The 23473-nt window shown below is 71.3% G+C and carries 20 protein-coding genes and 1 riboswitch; of the genes, 11 read left to right on the top strand and 9 right to left on the bottom strand.

Features of this window, described 5'->3' with window-relative positions; all coding sequences use genetic code 11:
* Nucleotides 1-79: 79 nt before the first annotated feature.
* The 3 genes from OG624_RS06995 (at nt 80) to OG624_RS06985 (ending at nt 3117) form a co-directional block, all read left to right on the top strand.
* The gene (locus OG624_RS06995) at nt 80-628 is read left to right on the top strand and encodes a DM13 domain-containing protein (protein ID WP_033220994.1); all 549 of its coding nucleotides are present in this window, start codon (nt 80-82) and stop codon (nt 626-628) included.
* 240 nt (nt 629-868) lie between these two features.
* Nucleotides 869-2023, top strand: coding sequence for a right-handed parallel beta-helix repeat-containing protein (locus OG624_RS06990; RefSeq protein ID WP_051763307.1), 1155 nt, complete (start codon nt 869-871; stop codon nt 2021-2023).
* Between the two features lie 35 nt (nt 2024-2058).
* Nucleotides 2059-3117, top strand: a complete 1059-nt coding sequence (locus OG624_RS06985; protein WP_033220996.1) for a methyltransferase — start codon at nt 2059-2061, stop codon at nt 3115-3117.
* An 82-nt stretch (nt 3118-3199) separates the two neighbouring features.
* Here the strand turns inward: OG624_RS06985 and OG624_RS06980 are convergent, their stop codons facing one another.
* Together OG624_RS06980 and OG624_RS06975 are read right to left on the bottom strand one after the other, a co-directional pair.
* Nucleotides 3200-3451: an acyl carrier protein gene (locus tag OG624_RS06980; protein WP_030388264.1), complete on the bottom strand. Its 252-nt coding sequence runs from the start codon at nt 3449-3451 to the stop codon at nt 3200-3202.
* Nucleotides 3452-3464: 13 nt separating this feature from the next.
* Entirely contained in the window at nt 3465-4637 is a 1173-nt protein-coding gene (locus OG624_RS06975; protein ID WP_371587404.1) for a SchA/CurD-like domain-containing protein, read from the bottom strand.
* A gap of 101 nt (nt 4638-4738) precedes the next feature.
* Between OG624_RS06975 and OG624_RS06970 the strand changes: the two genes are divergently transcribed.
* Nucleotides 4739-6472: an FAD-dependent oxidoreductase gene (locus OG624_RS06970; protein WP_371587403.1), complete on the top strand. Its 1734-nt coding sequence runs from the start codon at nt 4739-4741 to the stop codon at nt 6470-6472.
* A 106-nt stretch (nt 6473-6578) separates the two neighbouring features.
* On the opposite strand, the gene OG624_RS06965 is transcribed toward OG624_RS06970, so the two are convergent.
* Together OG624_RS06965 and OG624_RS06960 are read right to left on the bottom strand one after the other, a co-directional pair.
* Nucleotides 6579-7127, bottom strand: coding sequence for a hypothetical protein (locus tag OG624_RS06965; RefSeq protein ID WP_033221002.1), 549 nt, complete (start codon nt 7125-7127; stop codon nt 6579-6581).
* Nucleotides 7124-7654, bottom strand: coding sequence for a hypothetical protein (locus tag OG624_RS06960; protein WP_033221005.1), 531 nt, complete (start codon nt 7652-7654; stop codon nt 7124-7126). Before OG624_RS06960 ends, OG624_RS06965 begins: the two co-directional genes overlap by 4 nt.
* A gap of 215 nt (nt 7655-7869) precedes the next feature.
* Nucleotides 7870-8098: riboswitch (cobalamin riboswitch) on the top strand.
* 180 nt (nt 8099-8278) lie between these two features.
* Here OG624_RS06960 and metE point away from each other — a divergent pair.
* Complete coding sequence (gene metE, locus OG624_RS06955) at nt 8279-10606, top strand: 5-methyltetrahydropteroyltriglutamate--homocysteine S-methyltransferase (RefSeq protein WP_371639227.1); 2328 nt, start codon at nt 8279-8281, stop codon at nt 10604-10606.
* Here metE and OG624_RS06950 read toward each other — a convergent pair.
* The 3 genes from OG624_RS06950 to OG624_RS06940 form a co-directional block, all read right to left on the bottom strand.
* On the bottom strand, nt 10603-11214 hold the full coding sequence (locus OG624_RS06950) for a TetR/AcrR family transcriptional regulator (RefSeq protein ID WP_033221007.1): 612 nt from the start codon (nt 11212-11214) through the stop codon (nt 10603-10605). The two genes, metE and OG624_RS06950, sit on opposite strands and share 4 nt — an antisense overlap.
* A gap of 147 nt (nt 11215-11361) precedes the next feature.
* Complete coding sequence (locus OG624_RS06945) at nt 11362-13434, bottom strand: galactose-binding domain-containing protein (RefSeq protein WP_051763308.1); 2073 nt, start codon at nt 13432-13434, stop codon at nt 11362-11364.
* 319 nt (nt 13435-13753) lie between these two features.
* Nucleotides 13754-14971, bottom strand: coding sequence for a serine hydrolase domain-containing protein (locus OG624_RS06940; RefSeq protein ID WP_033221012.1), 1218 nt, complete (start codon nt 14969-14971; stop codon nt 13754-13756).
* A gap of 216 nt (nt 14972-15187) precedes the next feature.
* Here OG624_RS06940 and OG624_RS06935 point away from each other — a divergent pair, with 216 nt between their 5' ends.
* Entirely contained in the window at nt 15188-16024 is an 837-nt protein-coding gene (locus tag OG624_RS06935; protein ID WP_033221014.1) for a helix-turn-helix transcriptional regulator, read from the top strand.
* A 52-nt stretch (nt 16025-16076) separates the two neighbouring features.
* Here OG624_RS06935 and OG624_RS06930 read toward each other — a convergent pair whose 3' ends face one another.
* On the bottom strand, nt 16077-17627 hold the full coding sequence (locus tag OG624_RS06930; RefSeq protein ID WP_033221016.1) for a monooxygenase: 1551 nt from the start codon (nt 17625-17627) through the stop codon (nt 16077-16079).
* 64 nt (nt 17628-17691) lie between these two features.
* Here OG624_RS06930 and OG624_RS06925 point away from each other — a divergent pair, with 64 nt between their 5' ends.
* Nucleotides 17692-18378 carry a TetR/AcrR family transcriptional regulator C-terminal domain-containing protein gene (locus OG624_RS06925; RefSeq protein WP_106971407.1) on the top strand — a complete coding sequence of 229 codons (687 nt, stop codon included), beginning with the start codon at nt 17692-17694 and terminating at the stop codon, nt 18376-18378.
* A gap of 103 nt (nt 18379-18481) precedes the next feature.
* Complete coding sequence (locus tag OG624_RS06920) at nt 18482-18838, top strand: zinc ribbon domain-containing protein YjdM (RefSeq protein WP_033221020.1); 357 nt, start codon at nt 18482-18484, stop codon at nt 18836-18838.
* 174 nt (nt 18839-19012) lie between these two features.
* Here OG624_RS06920 and OG624_RS06915 read toward each other — a convergent pair whose 3' ends face one another.
* Nucleotides 19013-19987: a ScbA/BarX family gamma-butyrolactone biosynthesis protein gene (locus OG624_RS06915; RefSeq protein WP_033221082.1), complete on the bottom strand. Its 975-nt coding sequence runs from the start codon at nt 19985-19987 to the stop codon at nt 19013-19015.
* Nucleotides 19988-20088: 101 nt separating this feature from the next.
* On the opposite strand from OG624_RS06915, the gene OG624_RS06910 reads away from it, so the two are divergent.
* The 3 genes from OG624_RS06910 (at nt 20089) to OG624_RS06900 (ending at nt 23267) form a co-directional block, all read left to right on the top strand.
* Complete coding sequence (locus OG624_RS06910; protein WP_078909329.1) at nt 20089-20814, top strand: ScbR family autoregulator-binding transcription factor; 726 nt, start codon at nt 20089-20091, stop codon at nt 20812-20814.
* A complete protein-coding gene (locus tag OG624_RS06905) occupies nt 20811-21794 on the top strand; it encodes an NAD-dependent epimerase/dehydratase family protein (protein WP_051763310.1) in 984 nt (327 codons plus the stop codon). The genes OG624_RS06910 and OG624_RS06905 overlap by 4 nt, the downstream gene beginning before the upstream one ends.
* A 105-nt stretch (nt 21795-21899) precedes the next feature.
* A complete protein-coding gene (locus tag OG624_RS06900) occupies nt 21900-23267 on the top strand; it encodes a phosphomannomutase/phosphoglucomutase (protein WP_033221022.1) in 1368 nt (455 codons plus the stop codon).
* Nucleotides 23268-23473 lie beyond the last annotated feature (206 nt).

The raw sequence follows: 23473 nt of genomic DNA, 5'->3' as shown, positions 1-23473 counted from the left end.
CGGCGCGGGCATGGCGCACGACGGCCCGGCCGCGTTGAATCCGTAGGGACGGGGTCAGGACGACGAAGAGGGAACGGCAGTGACACGGATCAGGCGGCGCGGGCGGCTGTGGGGCGGAGCGTCGATCGCGGCGGCGGTGGTGGTGGCGGTGGCCCTGTACTGGCTGCAGCCGTGGAAGTTGTGGCAGGACGAGACCGTCCGCGAAGCGCTCCCGGCCGCCGCCGCGCCGTCGGCCCCGGGCGCGTCCGCGGCCGTACCCGGGGCCCCGGCCGCCCCGGTGACCGTCGCCCGCGGGACGCTCATCAGCCACGAACACAGCACCACCGGCACGGTGGAGCTCATCCGACTCCCCGACGGGTCCCACACCCTGCGACTGGCGAACCTCGACACCAGCAACGGACCGGACCTGCGGGTGTGGCTGACCGACGCCCCGGTGAAGGAGGGCGTGGCGGGCTGGCGCGTCTTCGACGACGGCAAGCACACGAGCCTCGGCAAGCTCAAGGGCAACAAGGGGGACCAGAACTACCCGGTCCCCGCCGACGTGAACATCGCCGACTTCAGCAGCGTGACCATCTGGTGCGACCGCTTCGACGTCTCCTTCGGCGCGGCGAGTCTCGCCGCCGTGTGACGCTCCGTCGGGTCCGTCCGGACCGGGCGACACGCCGTGGGGCCGGAGCTGACCGGGCGTCACCCCGTTCGGCCGTCGCCCGGAGTACGACTATCCACTCCTCCGGACGTCAAAATGCGGCCGTTTGCCCACGGGGTGTATCCATCCGCTCGCGCAGTGTGGCGAGCGGTCGCCATCGCCCATAACTTCGGCATCGTGACGAACCGACAAATCAAGTCCCTCACGTGCATCGCAGTCGTCATGGCCGCAGGTCTCGGCGTGCTCGCGCCGTCCTCGGCCGCTGCCGGACGCAGAGTGCACCCGGGCGACTCGATCCAGGACGCGGTGAACTACGCCAGGCCGGGCGACACCATCACCGTGATGCCCGGCACCTACTACGAGAACGTGCTGATCACCAAGCGGCTTACCCTGCGCGGGTACGGCGCCCGGACGGTGATCAGGCCGCCGGTCACGGCCGTCACTCCGGTCGCCCCCGTGACGCCGCAGGCCCCCGGCGCGACGGGAGCCCCGGTGACATCCGGGGCGGCCCAGACACCGGCCGCGCAGCCGCCCGCGAAGCCCGCCACCTCCGCCACGCCCGCGACGCCGGCGACGTCCGGCCGGGCGCTCGCCTGCTCGCAGGCCGACACCGGCATCTGCGTCATGGGTACGGCGGAGCAGCCCGTCGTCGGCGTGGACATCCGCTCGCTGACCGTCTCGGGCTTCAAGCGCAACGGCATCTGGGCCTCCTACACCGACCGGCTGAGCGTCCAGCGGGTGATCTCCGAGAAGAACGGCACCTGGGGCATCGCCCAGGAACGCTCCACGCGCGGGCTCTTCCGCGACAACACCGCCCGCGACAACGCCGAGTCGGGCCTCTTCATCGCCAACACCGTCGACCGGGAGGGCGGCGCCACCGACACCCTGGGCGCCGTGGTCCGCCGGAACACGCTGACCGGCAACCGGATCGGCGTCACCGTCCGACGCGTGCGCAACCTCTCCGTCTACGGCAACGAGCTCACCGGCAACTGCGGCGGCATCTTCGTCGTCGGCGACGAGGGCGAGCCCGGAGCCGGGGACATGACCATCCGCAACAACCGGATCCACGAGAACAACAAGTTCTGCAAGGGCAACACCCGCCTCCCCGACATCCAGGGCGTCGGCATCGTCCTCACCGGGGCGGAGCAGACGGTCATCCGTTCGAACGACATCCGCGGCAACGTCGGAGCCTCCCCGCTGTCGGGCGGAATCCTGCTGTTCAAGAGCTTCGTGGGCGCGACGAACACCGACAACGTCATCCGGGACAACGTGGTGCGGGACAACAAGCCGGCGGACCTGGCCAACCAGGGGACCGGAACGGGCAACCAGTTCGTCAACAACCGGTGCGCATCCTCCGTGCCGGCCGGGATGTGCTGACGCGTGATCCCCCCGATCAGCAGAATCGAGATCTCATGACCACGGTAAGTCCCACCCCCACCCCGATCCCGTCCCCCCAGCACACCCCCCAGCCGGCCATGCGCATGCGTGAGCTCGTCTTCGGGGCGGCCTGCGCCGCCGCCGTACGGGCCGCCGCCCGCCTGGGAGTGGCCGACGCCCTCGGGGAGTCGCCCGCCACCGCGGCCGAGCTCGCGACCGCGGTGAACGCCGAGCCGCTGCCCCTGCAGCGACTGCTCCGCGCCCTGTCCTGCTACGGGATCTTCGCGGAGACCGAGGACGGACGGTTCGTCCACACCGAGATGTCGCACCTGCTGCGCGAGGACGACCCGCACAGCCTGCGCTACATCGCCCTGTGGTGCACCGAGCCCTGGACCTGGCAGGCCTGGCCGCGGCTCGACGACGCCGTCCGATCCGGCGGCAGCGTCTTCCAGGAGCTGTACGGCAAGGGCTTCTTCGACTACCTGCACCAGGACGCGCACGAGTCGGCCCACGTGTTCAACCGGGCCATGACCACCTCCAGCATGCAGTCGGCGCTGGACGTCGCGGAGCTCCTCGACCTCACCGGGATCTCGGTCGTCGCGGACATCGGCGGAGGCCAGGGCCACGTACTGGCGAGCCTGCTGGAGAAGCACCCGACGGTACGGGGCGTGCTGCTCGACCTGCCGGGCGTGGCGGCGAAGGCCGACCCGCGCCTGCGCGAGGACGGGCCGCTCGCCGCACGGGCCGACATCGTCCCCGGGGACTGTCGCGAGGCCATCCCGGTCGACGCCGACATGTACATCATCAAGAACATCCTGGAGTGGGACGACGACAGCACCCGCAGGACCCTGCGCAACGTCGTCGAGGCGGCCCGCCCCGGATCCAGGGTCGTCATCATCGAGAACCTGGTCGACGACACCCCGTCGATGAAGTTCACCACGGCCATGGACCTGCTGCTGCTGCTCAACGTCGGCGGCGCGAAGCACACCAAGGCCAGCCTCTGCGCCCGCATGGAGGACGCCGGACTGGTGATCGGCGAGATCCGGCCGGTCAACGCGTACCTGCACGCGTTCGAGTGCACCGTGCCCGGGTGATGCCCACCGGCATACGACCGAACGCCTCGAGACCGGCACGAAGCCGGTCTCGAGGGCGTGGGCGGTGTCCCGGGCGGCGTTGTCAGGCGGCCAGGGCGTTGTTGACGAGGTCGAGGAACTCGCGCGGGGACTTGCACCGGTCCGCGTCGGCCGGCAGCGGCCGGCTGTGTCGGTTCTCCAGCTCACCGACGATGCCGAGGAGGCCCAGGGAGTCCAGGCCCCACTCGTCGAAGCCCGAGTCGGGGCGGCTCGCCATGGCCGCGGGGTCGACGGTGACGCCGGCCCCCTTCTTCATGAGCGCGGCCAGTTCTTCCATGGTCAGTCGAGCGGTCATGACGGACAACTCCTCAGGCTTGGACCGGCGAACGCCGGTCGGTGATCAGGCGCATTTCAGAGCGCGCGAGGAAGCGGGAGATCTCCTGGTCGGTGGTGGGGACGCCGTCCTTGGCGCTGTCGAGCAGCCGGGCGAGCACGGCGGCCTTGTGGTCGCCCTCGACGCCGAGGGCGAGTGCGGGGCGCGCGTCGAGCGGGCCGCGCAGGTCGAGGAGGCGCACGACGATGTCGTCGCGCTGGAAGACGGTGCTGCCCTCGATGGGGCTCGTCGGGTCGTCCACGGCCGCCTCGTCCTGCCCGGCGAGGAGCCGGGCGAGCGCCGAGCCGCACCCGTCCTTCGCGGGGTAGAAGAGGGCGTGCCGCCCGAGGTCCGCCCGCTCGCGGCCGCCGGCCGCCACATGGTGCACCGCGGGGAGCGCCGCACGGGTGAAGAACATCCGCGCCGATCCGGGATCGCCGAGATCCCGGTCCTGCTCCAGGTACGGGTTGATGGCCTCCTCCAACGCCCGCACCTCGGGCTGCTGGGCCACGTGCCGCAGGGCCGCCAGCAGGTCGCCCTCGACCTCGACCGCACGGACGACACGGTTGCCGTGCATGAACAGCGAGGTGCGGCGGAGTCGGGTGCTCTCGTCGACCTGGGCCTGCGGTGAGGTGTACCCGGCCAGGAGCTCCGCCACCACCGGCTCGCTGCCGGGTTTCACGGTGAAGGTGAGCGCGTGGCGGACCACGCCGTCGCCGCGCCGCGGAGCGACCTGGAGGCTGCCCCGGGCCCGGTCCGCGGTGTCCGGTGAAGAGGCGGCTGCGGAGGGCGGGCCGGTGGGGGAGTGGGAGCCGGGGCCCGGCCCCTTGCCGATCTCCCGCAACACGCTGAAACGCAGCGAGCGGGTGTCCCGTACACAGCCGTGGAGCGGCTGCACCGACGCGACGTGTTCCTCGCTGTTGATCCAGGCCAAGAACCGCGGCGCGCTCTCCCATTCGCTGGTGATGAGCCACTGGGACGGGTTCTCGATCGACTGGCACAACTCGTCGCTGATGTGTCCGGGGACGGAGGACACCTGCTTCTGGAGATGTTCGTACACCTCCAGGAACTGATTCTGCGCACCGTCGTACAGATCCAGCAGCAGCACGACCCGAAGCCTCGAGCCGTCGAAGGCGGACTGGGATATCCGTTCCGACAAGGTTGTCATCTTCACACTCCTTCGAGACCACACGGTCGCCACGGGGCGGCGCCACCCGAACCGATCGTCGTTCCGTAATCCGTGCGGCGCGAGAGGAGAGAACCAAGCGGGTGAACGAGCGAGGGAACCGGCCTCGTACAGGGCATGGAAGAGCCATGAAGGAAAACGTCGACCACCACGTCCCGGTCCTCATCGTGGGCGGCTCGCTGGTGGGTCTGTGCACCTCGCTCTTCCTCGGCCGGCATGGCATCCCGCACATGGTGGTCGAGAAGCACGCGGGTACCTCGATGCACCCACGCGGACGCGGTATCAACGTACGGACGATGGAACTGTTCCGGGTCGCCCGCGTCGAGGACCGGATCCGTGAGGCCGCCTCGGTCCTGGCGGACAACCACGGCATCATGCAGGGCGGCTCGCTGACCGGTGACGACCAGGAGTGGCTCTTCGAGGAAATCGACCCGGGGGGCGCGCTCGCGCGTTTCAGCCCGGCGGCATGGTGCCTGTGCAGCCAGAACGACATCGAGCCGGTCCTGATGTCCGTGACCCCCACACTCGGGGCCGACCTGCGGTTCTCCACCGAACTCCTCTCCTTCGACCAGGACCCGGGCGGGGTCACCGCGATCGTGAAGAACCGGGAGACCGGGGAACACAGCACGGTGCGCGCGGACTACCTCGTCGCGGCCGACGGGCCGCGCAGCCCGGTACGGGAGGCCCTCCGGATCGGCCAGAGCGGCTCCGGGGACCTGTTCCACAACGTGAGCATCACCTTCCGGTCCCAGATGCTCGCCCACGTGGTCGGCGACCGGCGTTTCATCGTGTGCTACCTGACGAAGCCCGACGCCGACGGGGCCCTGCTGCCCGTCGACAACGCCGAGCGGTGGGTCTTCCACGCGCCTTGGCACCCGGACCGCGGCGAGACGTTGGAGGACTTCACCGACGAGCGTTGCGTGGAGCACATCCGCCGGGCCGTCGGCGCACCCGACCTGGACATCGAGGTCACCGGGAAGGCGCCGTGGCACGCCGCCGAGCGGGTCGCCGAGCGGTACGCGGTCGGCCGGGTCTTCCTGGCCGGTGACTCCGCCCACGAGATGTCGCCCACCGGCGCGTTCGGCTCGAACACCGGCATCCAGGACGCCCACAACATCGCCTGGAAGCTCGCCGCGGTGCTGAACGGTTCGGCCGGGCCGGGGCTGCTGCAGACCTACGAGACCGAGCGGTTGCCGGTGGCCCGGGCCACCAGTGAGCGCGCCTCGGCGCGTTCGGCGGAGCACAGCCACCCCGGGTACGAGCCCGACCCCGAGCACACGTCCCCCGCCGGGTCCGCGCCCGCGGCCCTCCCGGACGCCGCGCCGGGCGCCGGCGGCCGGCAGGGCGGGGTCCTGTCCGTGGCCATGGGCTACCGCTACAACCAGGGCGTGGTGCTCGGAGCCGATCCGGACCGACCGGTCGTGCCCGAACGGATGCGGCTCGGCGGGGACCCGGGCAGCCGTGCGCCGCACATGTGGCTCTGCGCTCCGGGCGATCCGGAGCCCAAGTCCACCGTGGACCTCTACGAGCGTTCCTTCGTCCTGCTGTGCTCGGAGGAGACGCCGTGGCGGGCGGCGGGGCGATCCGTCTCCGAAGAGCTCGGCCTGCCCCTGGACGTGTACGCGATCGGCACCGGGCCGGAGGCCGACCTGATCCCGGCGAACGGCGGCGACTGGACCGAGGTGCACGGTACGACCCCGCAGGGCGCGATCCTCGTCCGCCCGGACGGGTTCGTGGCCTGGCGCTCGGCGCAGGCGGTGGCCGATCCGGCCGCCGTCCTCCACGAGGTCCTGACCACGCTGCTGGACCGGTCCTGACCCGACCGCTCCCGTTCCGCTCCGGTTCTCCCGGACACCGAGGGCGCCGTCCGGTGGAGTGATCCACGGACGGCGCCCTTTCACGTGACGACGGCGGCGGACCGGGTCAGCGTGTCGGTGTCGTCCGCGAGCCGAGGCCCCCGGGGGTCCGCGGAACCCAGTCGGGGGTCGCCGAGGCCTCCTTCGGATCCGGCTCGCGCATGGTCACGCGCCAGCCGTCCTCGCCGGTCCGTCCGGTGAGGCGGACCAAGAACGACTTGGTCTGGCCCGTGTCGTGGAAGTAGACGACGACGAGCTGCCGCACGGACCCCTCGTCGTAGAACTCCGCGGTCACCTTCCCCTTGGCCCCCTCGTGGAAGGACCGGATCCAGTTCCGGGCGGTCCGTTCCACGTCGCCCCTCGCGTCGTCGGGGTCGGCGGCGAGCGCCTCCACCTCCTCGGCCTTGCCGTCGGCGAGCCGCCAGACCAGCTGCTGGGTGATCCGCAGGGAATCGGACGTGGGATACCCGACCACGCCCAGCGGTTCGTGGTTCGCGTAGTCGGTCGCGTACCGCAGCGCCTCCTCGTCGGAGCCGCACGCGGTGAGGGCGCCGCAGGCCAGCACGGACACCAGGGCGGCGCGGACGACGAGGGCCGTCCTCGGGCGGGCACTCATCGGGGAACCCTCGAATCGAGCTCGCCGGGTGTCTTCGGGATCCACGGCTCCACGGCGGTGGCTTCGGCGGGGTCCGCCTCGGTCATGCGCACCAGCCAGGCCTCCTTGTGGTCCACCAGCACGGCCCGGACGTAGAGCTCCTTGATCTGGCCGGTGTGGTGCAGGTAGAGCACGACGGTCTGGCGGTACGAGCCCTCGTCGTAGAACTCCGCGGTGACCGGCCCGCCGGCGCCCTTGCGGAAGGCACTGACCCAGTTCTGGGCGGTCTTCTCGGGGATGTTCTCGCCCTGCTTGTCTGAGACGAGCGACGCCAGCCCGTCGACGTCGCCGTCGGCGATCCGCCACACCACTTCCTGGGTGATCCCCAGCGATCCCGTGGAGGGATATCCGACGACGGCGAGCGGCTGATGCCGGCTGTAGTCCCCGGTGTAGTCGTTGCCCTCGGCGTCGTTCGCCGTCGAGCAGGCGGTCAGCACGCCGAGTGCCAGGGCGCAGCCGAGCGCGGCGCGCGGGACCGGTCCAGCCATACTTCCTCGGTCTTCCGGTGGTCATCGAGCGATCTCGATGGAGTGAGCTGCAAGGTACTGCGCTGACCGGGCAGTTAGATCCGGTAAACGGACAAGAGGGACACAACTCGCGCCTCAGTGACGCAATTCACTCAATGGCCGAATTTCGACCCTCTCGTGCCTCGCCCGGCCATCCGAATACCGGACAACTCCGCGCGCCAGCGGGGAACGCCGTCTACTCTGGCCGAGCAGCTGGTTCGCCCCGTCCGCCAGGCGGGATGCGTCGTAAGAGGGAACCCGGTGGGAATCCGGGACTGCCCCGCAGCGGTGAGTGGGAACGACCGCCGTCATACGCACTGGACCCGACCGGGTCTGGGAAGCGACGGCCAGTAGGAGTCTCGTACGGCATCCGTACGACGGGACGCGCCCGCGAGTCCGAAGACCTGCCCGCTGCCCGTACGCGACCGATCGCGCACGGAAATCCCGGTGACCTCGTGGGCGGGTCGGCGACACATCAGGCGGACGACCGCGGACGCGTGCACCTGCACGTAACCGTGCCCGGTCGGGATCCGCCCGGTTCGTCATCCCTTCGCGCCCTCGGCCCCTCATCGGGTCCACAGGAGAACGCTCGCGAAGGAGAGTTCCGTGACCAGCACGACCCCCGCCGCCGGACGGCCCACCGTGGCCACCGTGTACGGCTACCCCCGCCAGGGCCAGAACCGCGAACTGAAGAAGTCCGTCGAGGGCTACTGGAAGGGCCGCATCACCGCCGACGCCCTCCGGGACACCGCCCGCGAACTGCGCCGGACCAACTGGCGGCACCTGGCCGACGCCGGCATCACCGAGGTGCCGACCGGTGACTTCTCGTACTACGACCACGTACTGGACACCAGCGTGATGGTCGGCGCCGTCCCCGAGCGGCACCGCGTCGCCGCCCTGGCCGACCCGCTCGACGGGTACTTCGCGATGGCGCGCGGAACCCAGGACGTGGCGCCGCTGGAGATGACCAAGTGGTTCGACACCAACTACCACTACCTGGTGCCGGAACTCGGCCCGGACACGGTCTTCACCGCCGACTCGACCCAGCAGGTCACCGAGCTGACGGAAGCGCTCCGGCTGGGCCACACCGCCCGCCCGGTCCTGGTCGGCCCCGTCACCTACCTGCTGCTGGCCAAACCCGCACCGGGCGTGGCCGCGGACTTCGATCCGCTGGCCCTGCTCGACCGGCTGCTGCCCGTCTACGCCCAGGTCCTGGCCGACCTGCGCGCCGCCGGTGCCGAGTGGGTGCAGCTGGACGAGCCCGCCCTGGTGCAGGACCGCACCCCGGCCGAACTGAACGCCACCGCCCGCGCGTACCGGGAGCTCGGCGGATCGACCGACCGGCCCCAGCTGCTCGTCGCCTCCTACTTCGACCGGCTCGGCGAGGCGCTGCCCGTCCTGGCCAAGGCCCCCGTCGAGGGGCTCGCCCTGGACTTCACCGAGGCCGCGGCCGGAAACCTCGACGACCTCGCCGCCGTCGGGGGCCTGCCCGGCAAGCGCCTCGTCGCCGGCGTCGTGAGCGGCCGCAACATCTGGATCAACGACTACGAGAAGTCCCTCAGCACCCTCGGCACCCTCCTGGGGCTCGCCGACCGGGTGGACGTGGCCGCCTCCTGCTCCCTGCTCCACGTGCCGCTGGACGCCACCGCCGAACGCGACATCGACCCGCAGGTCCGGCGCTGGCTCGCCTTCGCCCGCCAGAAGACCGCGGAGGTCGCCACCCTCGCCCGGGGCCTGGCCCGCGGCACGGACGCGATCGCCGCCGAACTCGCCGCCAACCGGGCCGACCTGGCCTCCCGCGCCGGATCCGCCCTCACCCACGATCCCGCGGTCCGGGCCCGTACCGCCGCCGTCACCGACGCGGACGGGCGGCGCGCCCAGCCGTACGAGCGGCGGGCCGCCGCCCAGCGGGCACACCTGGGCCTCCCGCTGCTCCCGACGACCACGATCGGATCGTTCCCGCAGACCACCGAACTGCGCACGGCCCGCGCCGACCTGCGCGCCGGGCGCATCGACACCGCCGGCTACGAGGACCGCATCGAGGCGGAGATCCGGGAGGTCCTGGCCTTCCAGGAGAAGGCCGGCATCGACGTCCTGGTACACGGCGAGCCCGAACGCAACGACATGGTCCAGTACTTCGCCGAGCAGCTCACCGGCTACCTGGCCACCCAGCACGGCTGGGTCCAGTCCTACGGCACCCGCTACGTCCGGCCCCCGGTCCTGGCCGGCGACATCTCCCGCCCCGACCCGATGACCGTGCGCTGGACCACCTACGCCCGGTCGCGGACGTCCAAGCCGGTCAAGGGCATGCTGACCGGGCCCGTCACCATGCTCGCCTGGTCCTTCGTACGCGACGACCAGCCCCTCGGTGACACCGCCCGCCAAGTGGCCCTCGCCCTGCGCGACGAGGTGGGCGACCTGGAGGCGGCCGGTACCTCGGTCATCCAGGTCGACGAGCCCGCCCTGCGCGAGACCCTCCCGCTGCGGGCCGCCGACCACGCCGCGTACCTCGCCTGGGCCACCGAGTCCTTCCGGCTCACCACCGGTGGGGTCCGGCCGGACACCCAGATCCACACGCACATGTGCTACGCCGAGTTCGGCGACATCGTGGCGGCCATCGAGGACCTCGACGCCGATGTCATCAGCCTGGAGGCCGCCCGTTCCCACATGCAGGTCGCCGGTGAACTCGCGGGCGCCGGCTACCCGCGCGAGGTCGGTCCCGGCGTCTGGGACATCCACTCGCCGCGGATCCCCTCCGTGGCCGAGGTGACGGCGCTGCTGCGCAAGGGGCTGGGGGCCATCCCGGCCGAGCGGCTGTGGGTCAATCCCGACTGCGGCCTGAAGACCCGCGGCTGGCCGGAGACCGCGGCCTCGCTGGAGAACCTGGTCGAGGCCGCCCGGCAGGTCCGCGCCGAAGCGGCGGAGACCGCCTAGCCTTCGGGTTCCTGGTCGTCGCCGACGAGGCTCGCGACGTGGTCGGTGATCATGTCGAGGATGCTCGCCGCGATCCTGTCGTCGCCGAGGACGAGATGGTTCAGCGTCAGACCGTCCGTCATGGCGGCCAGGTAGTGGGCCAGCACCCGGACGGGCACGTGCAGTTCGAAGGCCATGTGCCGGCGGAGCTGCTCGATCAGTTCGGTGTAGGTGTCGCAGTACCGCTCGTACTGCCGCCGCGCCAGGTGCTCGAAGTCCGGTCGGCGCAAGGCGTACTGGGTGAGTTCGTAGGTCAGCATGTGTTCGCCCGGGTGGGCGGACACGTGCTCCCAGTACGCCTGGAATCCCGCCCGGACGGTCTCCCGGAGCGTCGCCTTGGGCTGGATCGCCTGTTTCACCAGGGTGACGCTGTGGTCGGTGATCGCCGCGATCACGGATTCGAGCAGGGCCTGCTTGGAGTCGAAGCAGTAGTGGAAGACGCTCAGGGACACGCCCGCCTCGGCGGCGATCGACCTGGTCGTCGTCCCGGCGACGCCGTCGCGGGTCATCGCGCGGATGGCGGCCTCGGTCAGCTGCCGGCGTCGGTCGGCCGAGGGCATCCGTGCCATGGGCGTTCCTTTCGGTTCGTGCCGCGGTGCGTGGTGCTTGGTGCGTCGTGCATGGTGCGTGGTGGTGCGTCGTGGTGCGAGGAGGCCGGGGCCGGCCGGATCCGCAGATCCGGCCGGCCCCGGCCCCGGGAGTCCCGCTCGGCGGGATCAGCTGCTGTAGACGCCGACCTCGTGGAGCGAGTACCCCCACTTCGTCGCGCGTTGGAGTCCCTGGACGCGGACGTAGCGGGCCGTCACCCCGGAGAAGCGGGCCGTGTCCAGGCCGCCGTCACTCGCGGTCGTGGACCAGGCGGTCTGCCAGTTCGTGTCGTCCGTGGAGACCTCGATGCGGTAGGCCTTGCCGTACGCGGCCTCCCAGTCGAGGGTGATGCGCCCCACGCGGTTCGCGGACCCGAGGTCGATGCGCAGCCACTGGTTGTCGTTCCACTCGCTCGCCCAGCGGGAGCCCGAGTCCCCGTCCACGGCCCGGCCCGGGGAGAAGTTCACGAAGGGGTTCCACCACTCCGCGCTCGACGCCGAGGCGGGGGAGCCCGTGGCGAGGTTCACCCCGGACCTGTGCTTCTCGGAGTTCCCCCAGGTGGTCAGGTAGGACTCGGCGCCCTTGAACAGGTCGTCCACCACACCTTGGCCGCCGACGAGGCGGATGTCCTCGATCCAGTCGGGGACCAGACCGTAGTGCGAGGCGCCGTCGGTGTTGAGGTCCCACGTGCGCGAACCGGTGGTCTGCTTGTCGATGACCGAGCCGCCGTCGGTGCTGCGGAACGGGTAGCGCACCGGGTTCGGGGTGTCGGCCCCGCGCGGTCCGGGCCAGCCGCCGACGCCGTTCATGTCGGTGCCGTACCCGTAGCCGACGTTGTACTTGTCGCGCAGCGCGTCCGTCCGCTTCGCCTCGGCGCTGAATCCCTCGGCGCCGCTCATGTACGAGGCGATGAAACCGCCGAGCTTGTAGACCCGCTCGGTCCAGTCCATGTCCATCCAGCTGTGCGAGGAGATCACACCCGGGTACGACTCGGACTCCATGATGTCGAAGGACCGGCCCGCGGCCTTCACGCTCATGTGGTCGACCTCGAGCATCATCTTGCGCTTCATCATGCCGCGCACCGCGTACTCGCCGAGTTCCGTGAGTCCGCGCGTATTGCACCGGGCGTCGGCGGCGTAGGACGGGATCGCCACCCCTTCGGGGAGTTTGCTCTGCACCGCGGGTGCGGCGGCGGCCAGTCCGATGGGGTTGTCGTGCTGGGGGCCGGTGCACTGCTCCGTCTTCCAGAAGGTTCCGGTCGACAGGAACTGGCCCGCGTTGATGGCCGTGCCGAGGGCGCCCTCGTCGAAGCGGACTCCGCACAGGGCGTTGTCGAACTTGTGGCACAGGAACATGCTGCGCACGCCGAGGCGGTACAGCTCGTCCAGGCCGCGGTCGATGTCCGCCTTGCTGCACTGGGCGATGTCCAGGATCTGCTTGCAGCCGAAGGGTTCGGAGGTCTCGACGCCGAGGACCACGGCGAGCTTGCCCTGCTGGACGACGTCGCGGGCCTGCGCGGAGTCGGTGACGATACGGAACCAGCCCTTGCCCGGGCCGCCGTACATCTTGTCGATGTAGGCCTGCATGTCGTAGGTCTTCTGCGCTTCGAGCCGGATGGCGGTCATCTCGTCGCAGCCGCGGTCCTTGAAGAAGTAGACCGAGCAGATGACGCCGTTGGTGACGAGGTCGTTCACGAGCACGCGCTGACCGCCGCGCCAGGCCCGTTCGACCCAGGCGTAGTAGTTCTGCTGGTGGGTCAACGAGTCGTGGGCGGGCCAGTCCTTGAAGGTCGGCCAGCCGTTCGGGTCGTGCTTGCCGTCACCACCCTTGGTGATGAAGTCGAAGATCGCGAGGGTGCCGTCGGGGTAGTGCTCGGGGCAGTCCTTGAGCGCGTCGGCCACCCCCGCCTCGGAGAACGGCTTGCCGCAGATGAGCCGGCCGCCGAAGCCCTCGTTGGACATCAGGTGGTCGTGCGCGTCGACGAAGCCCCGGACCCGTCCCTGGGAGTCGGTGCCCTTGAAGGGCTCGCCGGTGACGTTGATGTCGGAGTCGGGTGCGGGCCGCGCGACCGGGTTCCACCAGCCGGGATCGGCGGCGGAGGAGGAGGGTACGGGGCCGAGCACCATGGCCACCACGGCGAGGAGCAATGACAGGACCGCCAGGGGCCTACGCCTGTGGTGCGTGTGTCGAGAAATGGTCATCACTCACGTCTTAAGGTCAGCCGGATGGCACGGTCGAAGAGCCGGATCCGTTCGGAGGCACGACGAGCCGCGGTCACAGGCGTGACTTGTCATGGACCTCACAAATGGTGGGACGAGAATCGCGACTGCCATCGACGGAGTCAATAGTCCGGGACAGGTGACCTGATGATTCATCAGATCCGCCGATTCTTCACAAGGTCCACGCACCGCTCGCGGGTGGAGCGGATACGGCGACGGGGCAGCCCCGGCTCGGCCGCGTACGGGACGGCGTACGCGAGCCGGCCGGGTCCACCCCGTCCGGGAGGAGGGCGCTGCGACGTCAGCGCGCGTTGTGCTCCGGCAGGTCCATCTCGGCCGGGGCGAAGCCGAATCCGCGCTGGGCGGTCTTCGGGGCCGGCTTGCCGCAGAACGCCGCTTCGAGGGTCCCGCCGAGGGCCGTGTTCGCCTCCCCCCTGTTCGAGGTGTTCGCCATCGCGGAGAGGGAGCGGCGCCCGTCGCGGGTGGAGAAGGCGTAGGTGTAGAAGCCCTGCACGGTACCCGTGTGCCCGTAGACCGAGGTGCCGCACGACAGGTCGTAGCGGCGCAGTCCGAGCCCGTAGAACCGGGTGTTCGTGGAGTCGGTCGGCGTCACCGTGAGCATGGCGTCCAGCAGGCGGGCGGGCAGCAGCCGGCCGCGGAGGAGCGCGGAGGTGAAGGTGTTCAGGTCGGCGGGGTCGGAGATCACCGCTCCGGCCGACTGGGCCCACGACACCGTCTGCTCGGTGGAGTCGACCAGCGGCGCGCCGGCCTCGTCGGGGTGGAGGTAGCCGCGGGTGTGCAGTCCCTTGATCTGCGTGCCGGGGTGCACGTAGGAGGTGTTGCGCAGCTTCAGCGGCTTGATGATGCGCCGCTCGTACTCCTCGGCCACGCCGTTGCCGGTGGCCTTCTCGATGAGCATGCCGACGACCACGAAGTTGGTGTTCGAGTACTTGTACGCGACGCCGGGCTCGGTCGTCCGCGGTTCGCGGAGCGAGAGGTCCACCAGATCCTGGTAGCTGAACACCTTGTTGCGCACGGCTTCGAAGCCCGGCACGGTGTGTTCGAACATCGCGTCCGTGTAGTCCGCCAGCCCGCTGCGGTGGGTGAGCAGATGGCGCACGGTGATCCGGTCGTCGGGCAGCAGCCCGGGCAGGTACCGGTTGACGGCCGTGTCCAAGTCGATCCGGCCCTCGTCCACCAGCTGCAGCAGGACGACGGAGGTGAACGTCTTGCTGACGCTCCCGATCCGGAAGCGGGCCTGCGGGTCCATCGCCGAGCCCGTGGCCCTGTCGCGTACCCCCACCGTCCGGACGCTGACCCCGCCCGGTCCGCTGAAGCGGGCCAACGCTCCCGGCGCGCCGGCGGCGGTCGTGTTCCGCAACGCCTGGGTCAGCGCTTCGAGATCGGGGGTGGTCGGGGCGCCCTGGGCGGTGATCGGCGCGGCGTGGGCGGTGGTCGCCGGAGCCACGGCGGCCGTCACCGCCAGCAGGGCCGCACCGAGGGCCAGACGTCGGTTCATGGGCAGGGGCACGATGCTCCTCCGGTGGGGGGCGTACGGGTCGTACGGGTCGGGCGATACGAGCCTACGCAAGATCATCGGACCGACCGGCCATCGGTATGAGCCAGAACGCGCCATTTACGCACGGCAGTTCCGCCACACGGGCGAGCCGCCCGCGCGCCTGCCCGGGTGCGCCGCACCCAGGCAACCACGCGAGGACCGTTCTAGTCTGAAGCCGTGACCAGCAGCGATCTCGGAGACTTCCTGCGCGCCCGGCGCGCCCGCCTGCGGCCGGACGACGTCGGACTCGTCTCCTACGGACGCCGCCGCGTGACAGGGCTGCGTCGCGAGGAGGTCGCGGTCCTGGCCGGGATGAACAGCGACTACTACGCGCGGCTGGAACAGGGGCGCGAACGTGGCCCGTCGCCGCAGATCCTCGACGCGATCGGCGACGCCCTGCGCCTGGACGAAGCGGCACGCGAGCACCTCTTCCGGCTGGCGGGCACGGCCCCGGACGGCGGCCGGCGCGGTGCCCGCCGGCCGAGGGAGTCGATCGGCGCCCCGCTGCGCCAACTGCTGGACGGATACACGGGCACCCCGGCCTTCGTCCTGAACCCCGCCACCGACGTCCTGGTGGCCAACGCCCTGGCCGACGCGCTGTTCTCCCCGTTCACGTGGCGGGACAACCTGGCGCGCATGATCTTCCTGGACCCCGTGGCCCGGTCGTTCTTCGTCCGGTGGGACCTCGCGGCCGAGGCGGTGGTGGCCGGCCTGCGCCACGCGACCGGCCTCGACCCGCACCACCCACGCCTCAGCGCCCTGGTACGGGAACTCGGCGCGGCCGGACCGGAGTTCGCCGAGCTCTGGGGCGCGCACTCCGTCCGCGGCAAGACCCGCGACACCAAGGAACTCGACCACCCCGACGTCGGGCCGCTCTCGCTCGCCTTCGAGTCGTTCGCCGTGCTCGGGGCGCCGGGCCAGCAGTTGGTGATCTACCACGCCGAACCGGGAAGCCCGAGCGCCCGCGGCCTCGCCCTGCTCGGCAGCCTGCACGCGACCCGCCGGACGAGCTGACCGCGCGGCGGGCGGGCCGGGCCGTGCCGGGCAGGGGTGCCCGTGCCCGGTCTCAGCGTGCGCCGGCTCGCGTCGTCCACGCCGCGAGCGCGTTCTCGCGGCCGGTGCGACGCAGGTCGGCGTCAGGGCTCCGGGTGGCCCAGGCGACGTGTCCGTCGGGGCGGACCAGGACCTCGCGGACCTCGTCGAGCTCCGGGTGTTCCTCGGCCGCGCGGGCGGTGACGGCGCTGATCCGCGGGCCCCCTCCGGCGGCGGGGGCCTCGTACGTCCGCGGCCGCGGGTCCCGGGCGTGCGCGAGGCGGAGCAGGGCGAAGCCGCCCCGGTGCAGGAGTTCGTACACCCGCGTCGCACCTGGATCGGCCGGACCGGCCGGACCGGTCGTGCTCAGGCCGATGTCGGGCATGCGGCGGCCGATCAGCGGATCGGCGTCGGGGCGGGCCGCCGGGTAGGCGGTGCCGAGCGCGGAGACCCGGTCGGCGAGGCGGCGGTTGACCTCGGGCATCTCCAGCAGTTCCTCGAAGAGCCCGCGCAGCGCGGTGGCCGGCCGCCGGTAGCGGGCCACCAGCGGCAGCTCCGCCAGCAGCGTCTGCACCTCGGTGTTCTCGGTGACGGCCCGGCCGACGGGGTGGCGCTCGGCGTGATAGCTGTCGAGGAGCCCGGGCGGGGCCCAGCCGCGCACCTGCGCCGCCAGCTTCCAGCCGAGGTTCATGGCGTCCTGGAGCCCGGTGTTGAGGCCCTGGCCGGCGGCCGGGAAGTGGATGTGGGCGGCGTCGCCGGCCAGCAGGACGCGGCCGGAGCGGTAGGCGGCGGCCAGCCGGGTGGCATTGCCGAAGCGCGAGAGCCAGTGGGGCCGGTCGACCCCGAAGTCGGACCCACAGATCCGCACGAGCCCCGTACGGAACTCCTCCAGGGTCACCGGCACCCGCGCCGGCGTCCGCATCCGCTCCGGATCGATGTACACGAAGCGGGTCAGCCCGCCTTCCAACGGGACGGCGAGCACGCCCGCGTTCCGCGCGGCGGCGAGGGCCGCGGGGCCGGCACCGACGGTGGCGAAGTCCCCGAGGACCCCGGTCAGGGTCTCGTCCGTGCCCGGGAAGTCGATTCCGGCGGCCTGTCGGACGAGGCTGCGCCCGCCGTCGCATCCGACCAGGTAGGCGGCGCGAACGGGCCGCGGGTCCCCGTCCGGCCCGCGCACCAGCGCCTCGACCCCGTCCTCGTTCTGCCGTAGGCCGGTGAGCGTGTGCCCGCGGTGGATCCGCACCCCCAACTCGTCGGCCCGTTCGGCCAGCAGGGCCTCGGTGCGCGCCTGGGCCAGGAACAGCGTGTACGGGTGGCGGCTGTCGAGGGCGGCGAAGTCCAGCGGGGTGTCGAGGGCGGCGAAATGCCAGCCCGGCACGGTCCGGCCGAGCCCGAGGAAACGGGGGGCGAGCCCGCGCAGGTCCATCAGTTCCAGGCTGCGCGGATGCAGGGTCAGCGCCCGGGAGTCCTGCTGGGGCTCGGTGCGCCGCTCGACGACATGGGTCCGTACGCCGGCCAGGGCCAGCTCGCAGGCAAGCAGCAGCCCGGTCGGTCCCGCGCCCACGACGATCACATCGGTATCCATCGGCGATCCCTCCCATATTTAGTGAACAGTGTTCACGTGAACGATGTTCACTATAGTGAGGTCCATGAGTTCTTCGTCAACCCCGACCCGGGGCCGCCCGGCCCGCCTCGACCGGGACCGGACCGTCGACACGGCCCTGGACCTCCTGGACGAAGTCGGCCTCGACGCGCTGACGATGCGCCGCCTCGCCGACGCGATGGACGTCCAGGCCGGCGCGCTGTACCGGTACTTCGCCACCAAGGACGACCTGCTGACCGCGATGGCGGAACGGATGCTGGCCGGCCTCGCGGCCACCGACCCCGACCCCGACACCGACGGGGACGGGGACGGGGACTGGAGCGAGCGGCTGGCCACCCTCGCCCGAGCCATGCGGACCGCGCTGCTCGCCCGCCGCGACGGCGCGCGCGTCTACGCGGGCACGCACGCGACCGGACCCCACACCCTCGGCTTCGCCGAAGCGGTCGTCGACGTGCTGCGCACGGCCGGTTTCGGCGAGGAGGACGCGGCGCGCTCGCTGATGGCGTTGGCCCACTTCACCATCGGCCACACGCTGGAGGAGCAGGCCGCGCTCCGGCCGTCGGGGGACGGTGGGGCATCGGATCCCGAGCGCCTGCGCCTGGCGGCGGAGCCCGAGCGCTATCCGCAGCTCGCCGCCGTGCTGCCCACGCTCACGAGCGGTGACTTCGCGGCGCACTTCGACTTCGGGCTGTCCCTGCTCCTACGGGGGCTGCGCGCCCTGGAGCGCTCGTAGGGTCGGGGCCCGGGTCGGGGCCGGTCCGGTCGGTCCGGTCGGTCCGGTCCGGGGCGTGTCGTTCGCTGACCTGCGGCGATGAGCCCTGAAATATACTGGCGGGGTGACTGAGAACCCCCTGCCTCCCTGCCCCGAATGCGCGGGCGCGTACACCTACGAGATGGGTGCGCTCCTGGTCTGCCCCGAGTGCGGCCACGAGTGGCCCCTCGCCCCCGGGGAGGCCGGCGGTGCCGCCGAGGAGCGGGTGATCAAGGACTCGGTCGGCAATGTGCTGGCCGACGGCGACACCGTGACGGTGGTCAAGGGCCTCAAGGTCAAGGGCAGCGCGTCGGGCATCAAGGCGGGCACGAAGGTGCGCAACATCCGCCTGGTGGAAGGCGTCGACGGCCACGACATCGATTGCAGGATCGAGGGCTTCGGCGCGATGCAGCTCAAGTCGAGCGTGGTCAGGAAGGTCTGACCGGAGGCGGCGTCGGCCGCGAACGGAAGAAGGCGCCTGTCGGGCACGGTCCCGATCAGGCGCCTTCGTCGTTCCTCCGCGGGGGTGGAGCCGGTGCGACGGTCGGTTCATGAGCCGGCGCGCTCATGAACCGACGGGATCGCCGGCGGCCCTTCCCCGGCGGAGACGGGCCGGTCAGCCCGCGGTGTGCAAGCGGAGGGGGACGGTCGTCGCGGTGGCGACGGTCGCCGTGGCGGCGAAGACGACCTCGCCGTTCTGGTGGGCGACGACGCTCACGGGATGCCGGTCCGGCGTGGTGGTCGTCTCCCCGGGGTTCGGGAGCGTCTCGATCCAGCAGGCCGAGGTCAGCTCCGCGTAGCGGGAGAAGCGGATCTCCATGTCGGTCAGGACTCCCCGCCGGGGGAAGGCGGATCGGTACGCGGCCTGGCGAACGGCCTCCAGGAGCAGCATGCCCGGGGCGTGGTCGACGGGGTGGTCGAAGAGGATCGGATGGTTGACGTCGGCCCGGAGCTGGGCGCGCCGCGTGGAGCTGGTGGGGGAGAGGACCACGTCGTGGAAGCGGTCGCGGCCCACACGGCGGGGGGTCAGCGGAGGCGGAAGCGGGATGGTGCGGGCGGCCACCTCGGCGAGGTCCGCGTTCCGGCCGCGCAGGCGCTGGTAGACGGCCTCGGGCTGGTTGGTGAATCCGGCCTCGGCGGTGCCGAGGAACGCTCCGTCGCGGGTCGCGGTCACGTGCATGGTGAGAGCCGCGAGTCTGCGACCGCGGCGCGAGATGCCGGAGCAGCGGATGTGCAGGGAGATGTCGGCCGGGGTCGAACCGACCGCGAGGGCATCGGGGTCGGTCGCGTAGCGGAACGTGTCCCAGATCTGGCGGTGACCGAAGGGGACGTCGTACGCGACGTGACTGAGGAGCGGAATGGCCTGGCGGACCGTTTCGGCGAGGAGCAGGGGATCGTGGTGGCCCTCGTCCGGCGTGTAGAAGCTGTGGGTGCGGGGCCATTGGGCGGTGACGACGAACTCGTCAGGCGCGACGGTGCGCCATCCGGTGAGCAGGACTTCCGAGTGTGCGCTCTTGTGTACGTACTCCCGAGGTAAGGCGCTGCTGAGCGCGGCGACGGGTGAGGCGGAACGATCGGTGGACACGGTCATGGTTGAGCCCCCCTGGACGTCGGACATGAGCTGGTGCTTGTTCGGCGCAGGTCCTAAAATAAAGGATGTTCGTTTTTTTTGTCGAGATTAGTTAGGTGCTCATGTCAGAACGAAAGCAGCAACGCGCCCCTCAACTCAGGGCAGTTCAGACCAAAGCCGCCATCCTGCGGGCCGCGGCGGAGGTCTTCGACGAGTTCGGCTTCAGTGGAGCCAGCATCAGCAAGATCATGAAGCGGGCGGACGTCACGCAGGGCGGGATGTACTTCCACTTCAGCTCGAAGGAGGAGCTCGCCTACGCCGTCATGGTCGGCCAGGGCGACGGCCTGGAGTTCCCCGCCGGTGAGGACGGCCTGCAGCACCTGGTGGACATCACGCTCTACCTCGCCGAGCAGCTCCGCCACAATCCGGTGCTCCGCGCAGGCGTCCGACTCGCCGTGGAACAGGGCGAGTTCGGCCTCCGCGACGACGTGGCCTACCAGGCCTGGGTGCTGGAGTTCCGCCAGCAGCTGCGCTTCGCCCGGGCCAAGGGCGAGCTCCAGCCGGACGTCGACGACCACGAACTGGCCTGGGTGCTGGTCAGCTCCTTCACCGGGGCGCAGCTCTTCTCCCAGGCGTCCACCGGCCGGGTCGACCTGCCGCAGCGGATCGCCTCCCTGTGGCGCTACCTGCTGCCCGCGGTGGCCGCCGACGACATCCGCGACGGACTGCGCCTGACGCTGCCGCCGAGCGAGCCCACGCCCGAGCCGGCGGCGGACCCGAATCCGGAGCCGCAGCAGGCGTCGGCGCCCAAGCGCAGGTCCAGGTCGGCATCGGAGAAGGGGGCTTGAACACCCGTCACGTCGTCGTCACCGGCGCGACGGGCTTCGTGGGCTCGGCAGTGCTGCGTCGACTGGCCGAACAGGGCCCCGGGGACCGGGGGAGCCGGGGGAGTCAGGGAGTCATGGTGCGTGCGGTGTCCCGTACGCAGACTCCGGCCGGATTATCCGGGGCGCACTGGAAGGGCGCGGACCTGGCCGACGGACCGTCCCTGCGCGGGGTGTGCGACGGTACGGACGTCCTGCTGTCCCTGGCCTCCTACGTCGGACCGGACGCGGAGCGGTGCACCGCCGTCAACTCCGCCGGAACCGCCGCCCTGATGGCCGAGGCCCGGCGGGCCGGAGTGGGGCGGATCATCCACCTGTCCACCTGCGCGGTGTACGGACCCGGGCCCCATCGGGGGCAGGAAGTGGGCGAGTTGACGCCCGCCCCGGTATCCGCGGCCAGCGGCAGCCGGCTGGCGGGGGAGGAGGCGGTGCTCGACGCGGGGGGACTGGTCCTGCGCGCGGGGCTCGTGCTGGGAAGGGGCGACCGGTGGGCCGTACCGGCTCTCGTCGACGCCTTCCGGCGCGTACCGGCGGGGTGGGACGGAGGGGCGGGACGAGCCTCCTTCGTCGACGTCGACGACCTGGCCCGGCTCATCGTGGCGCTCGCCTTCGCCGATGGCGCCGAGATCGACGCCCCGGGCGTCCTGCACGCACACCACCCGGAGCCGGTGCGCAACCGGGACCTCATGGACGCCCTCGCCGAGCACCGGGTGCTGCCGGCGCGGCCCGAGGCCGACTGGTCGTGGCGCAGATGCCTCGACGCCCTGGCCGCCACCCCCGGATGGGTGAGCGAGCGTCAATTCACCCTGCTGGCCGGTGACCACTGGTACCGCGCCGACGCGGCATGGGAACGCGCCGGAATCCCACCGGGGCCCGGCCCACTGAGCCGGCTCGGCCCGGCGGCGCGGTGGTACCGGGAGAGAGGCGGGGTGGCCCCGGGCTGACGGCGATCTGCCAAAGCCTCGGCGGGATGGGGCGTGGGCGGGCTGTGTCGAGCCGGGCGGCGGGTAGCGTCCGAAGCACAGCCGGTCCCCCCTGAAGGAGTGGAAATGCCCGACCTTTCGAACATCGTCAAGGCGTACGACGTGCGTGGTGTCGTGCCGGACGAGTGGGACGAGTCCCTGGCCGAGCTGTTCGGTGCCGCGTTCGTGGAGGTCGTGGGCGCTGCGGCGATCGTGATCGGTCATGACATGCGTCCGTCGTCGCCGGGTCTGTCGGCGGCGTTCGCGCGGGGTGCGGCGGCGCGGGGTGTGGATGTCACGTTGATCGGGTTGTGCTCGACGGATCAGCTGTACTACGCGTCGGGTTCGTCGGGTCTGCCGGGTGCGATGTTCACGGCGTCCCACAATCCGGCGCAGTACAACGGCATCAAGTTGTGTCGTGCGGGGGCCGCTCCGGTGGGTCAGGACACGGGTCTGTCGCAGATCCGTGAGCTGGTGGAGAAGTGGTCGGACGAGGGCGCGCCGGCGATCGCCGAGGGCACCGTCCCGGGTACGGTCACGGAGCAGGACTCCCTCCCCGGCTATGCCGCGCACCTGAAGGGTCTGGTGGACCTGGCGTCGATCCGTCCGCTGAAGGTCGTCGTGGACGCGGGCAACGGGATGGGTGGTCACACCGTCCCGACCGTCTTCGACGGCCTGCCGCTGGACGTGGTGCCGATGTACTTCGAGCTGGACGGGACGTTCCCGAACCACGAGGCGAACCCGCTGGACCCGAAGAACATCGTGGATCTGCAGGCGCGGGTGCTGGCGGAGGGCGCGGATCTGGGGATCGCGTTCGACGGTGACGCGGACCGCTGCTTCATCGTGGACGAGCGTGGTGTGGGTGTGTCCCCGTCGGCGATCACGGCGTTGGTCGCGGCGCGTGAGCTGGCCCGTAACGGTGGTTCGGGCACGGTGATCCACAATCTGATCACCTCGTGGTCGGTGCCGGAGGTCGTCCGGGAGAACGGCGGCACCCCGGTCCGCACCCGTGTCGGTCATTCCTTCATCAAGGAGGAGATGGCGAAGACGGGTGCGATCTTCGGTGGCGAGCACTCGGCGCACTACTACTTCAAGGACTTCTGGAACGCGGACACGGGCATGCTGGCGGCGCTGCACGTGCTGGCGGCGCTCGGTGGTCAGGACGGTCCGTTGTCGGCGTTGGTGGCCTCCTACGACCGGTATGCGGGTTCGGGGGAGATCAACTCGACGGTCGGTGACCAGGCGGCCCGTCTGGCGGCGGTGAAGGAGACCTTCGCGGCCCGTGAGGGTGTCACCCTGGACGAGCTCGACGGTCTGACGGTGACGGGCGAGGACTGGTGGTTCAACGTCCGCGCCTCCAACACCGAGCCGCTCCTGCGGTTGAACGTGGAGGCCCGTGACGAGGCCACCCTGGCGAAGGTCCGCGACGAGGCCCTGGCCCTCATCCGCGCCTGACCCCACTCGGCCCCGCACCCGGGACCGGGCTCCGCCAATTCCAGCCTCGCCGGCGTTTTGAGGCGCGGGTCCGGGCGGAGCTCGGGAGCCGGGCTGTGCCAATTCCAGCCTCGCCGGCGTTTGAGGCGCGCTCGGGGCCGCACCCGGGAGCCGGGCTCCGCCACCTCCAGCCTCGCCGGCGTTTGAGGCGCGCTCGGGGCCGCACC

This window comes from Streptomyces virginiae, from assembly GCF_041432505.1.
GTDB lineage: Bacteria > Actinomycetota > Actinomycetes > Streptomycetales > Streptomycetaceae > Streptomyces > Streptomyces virginiae_A.
This window is presented reverse-complemented; position numbering and strand designations above follow the sequence as displayed.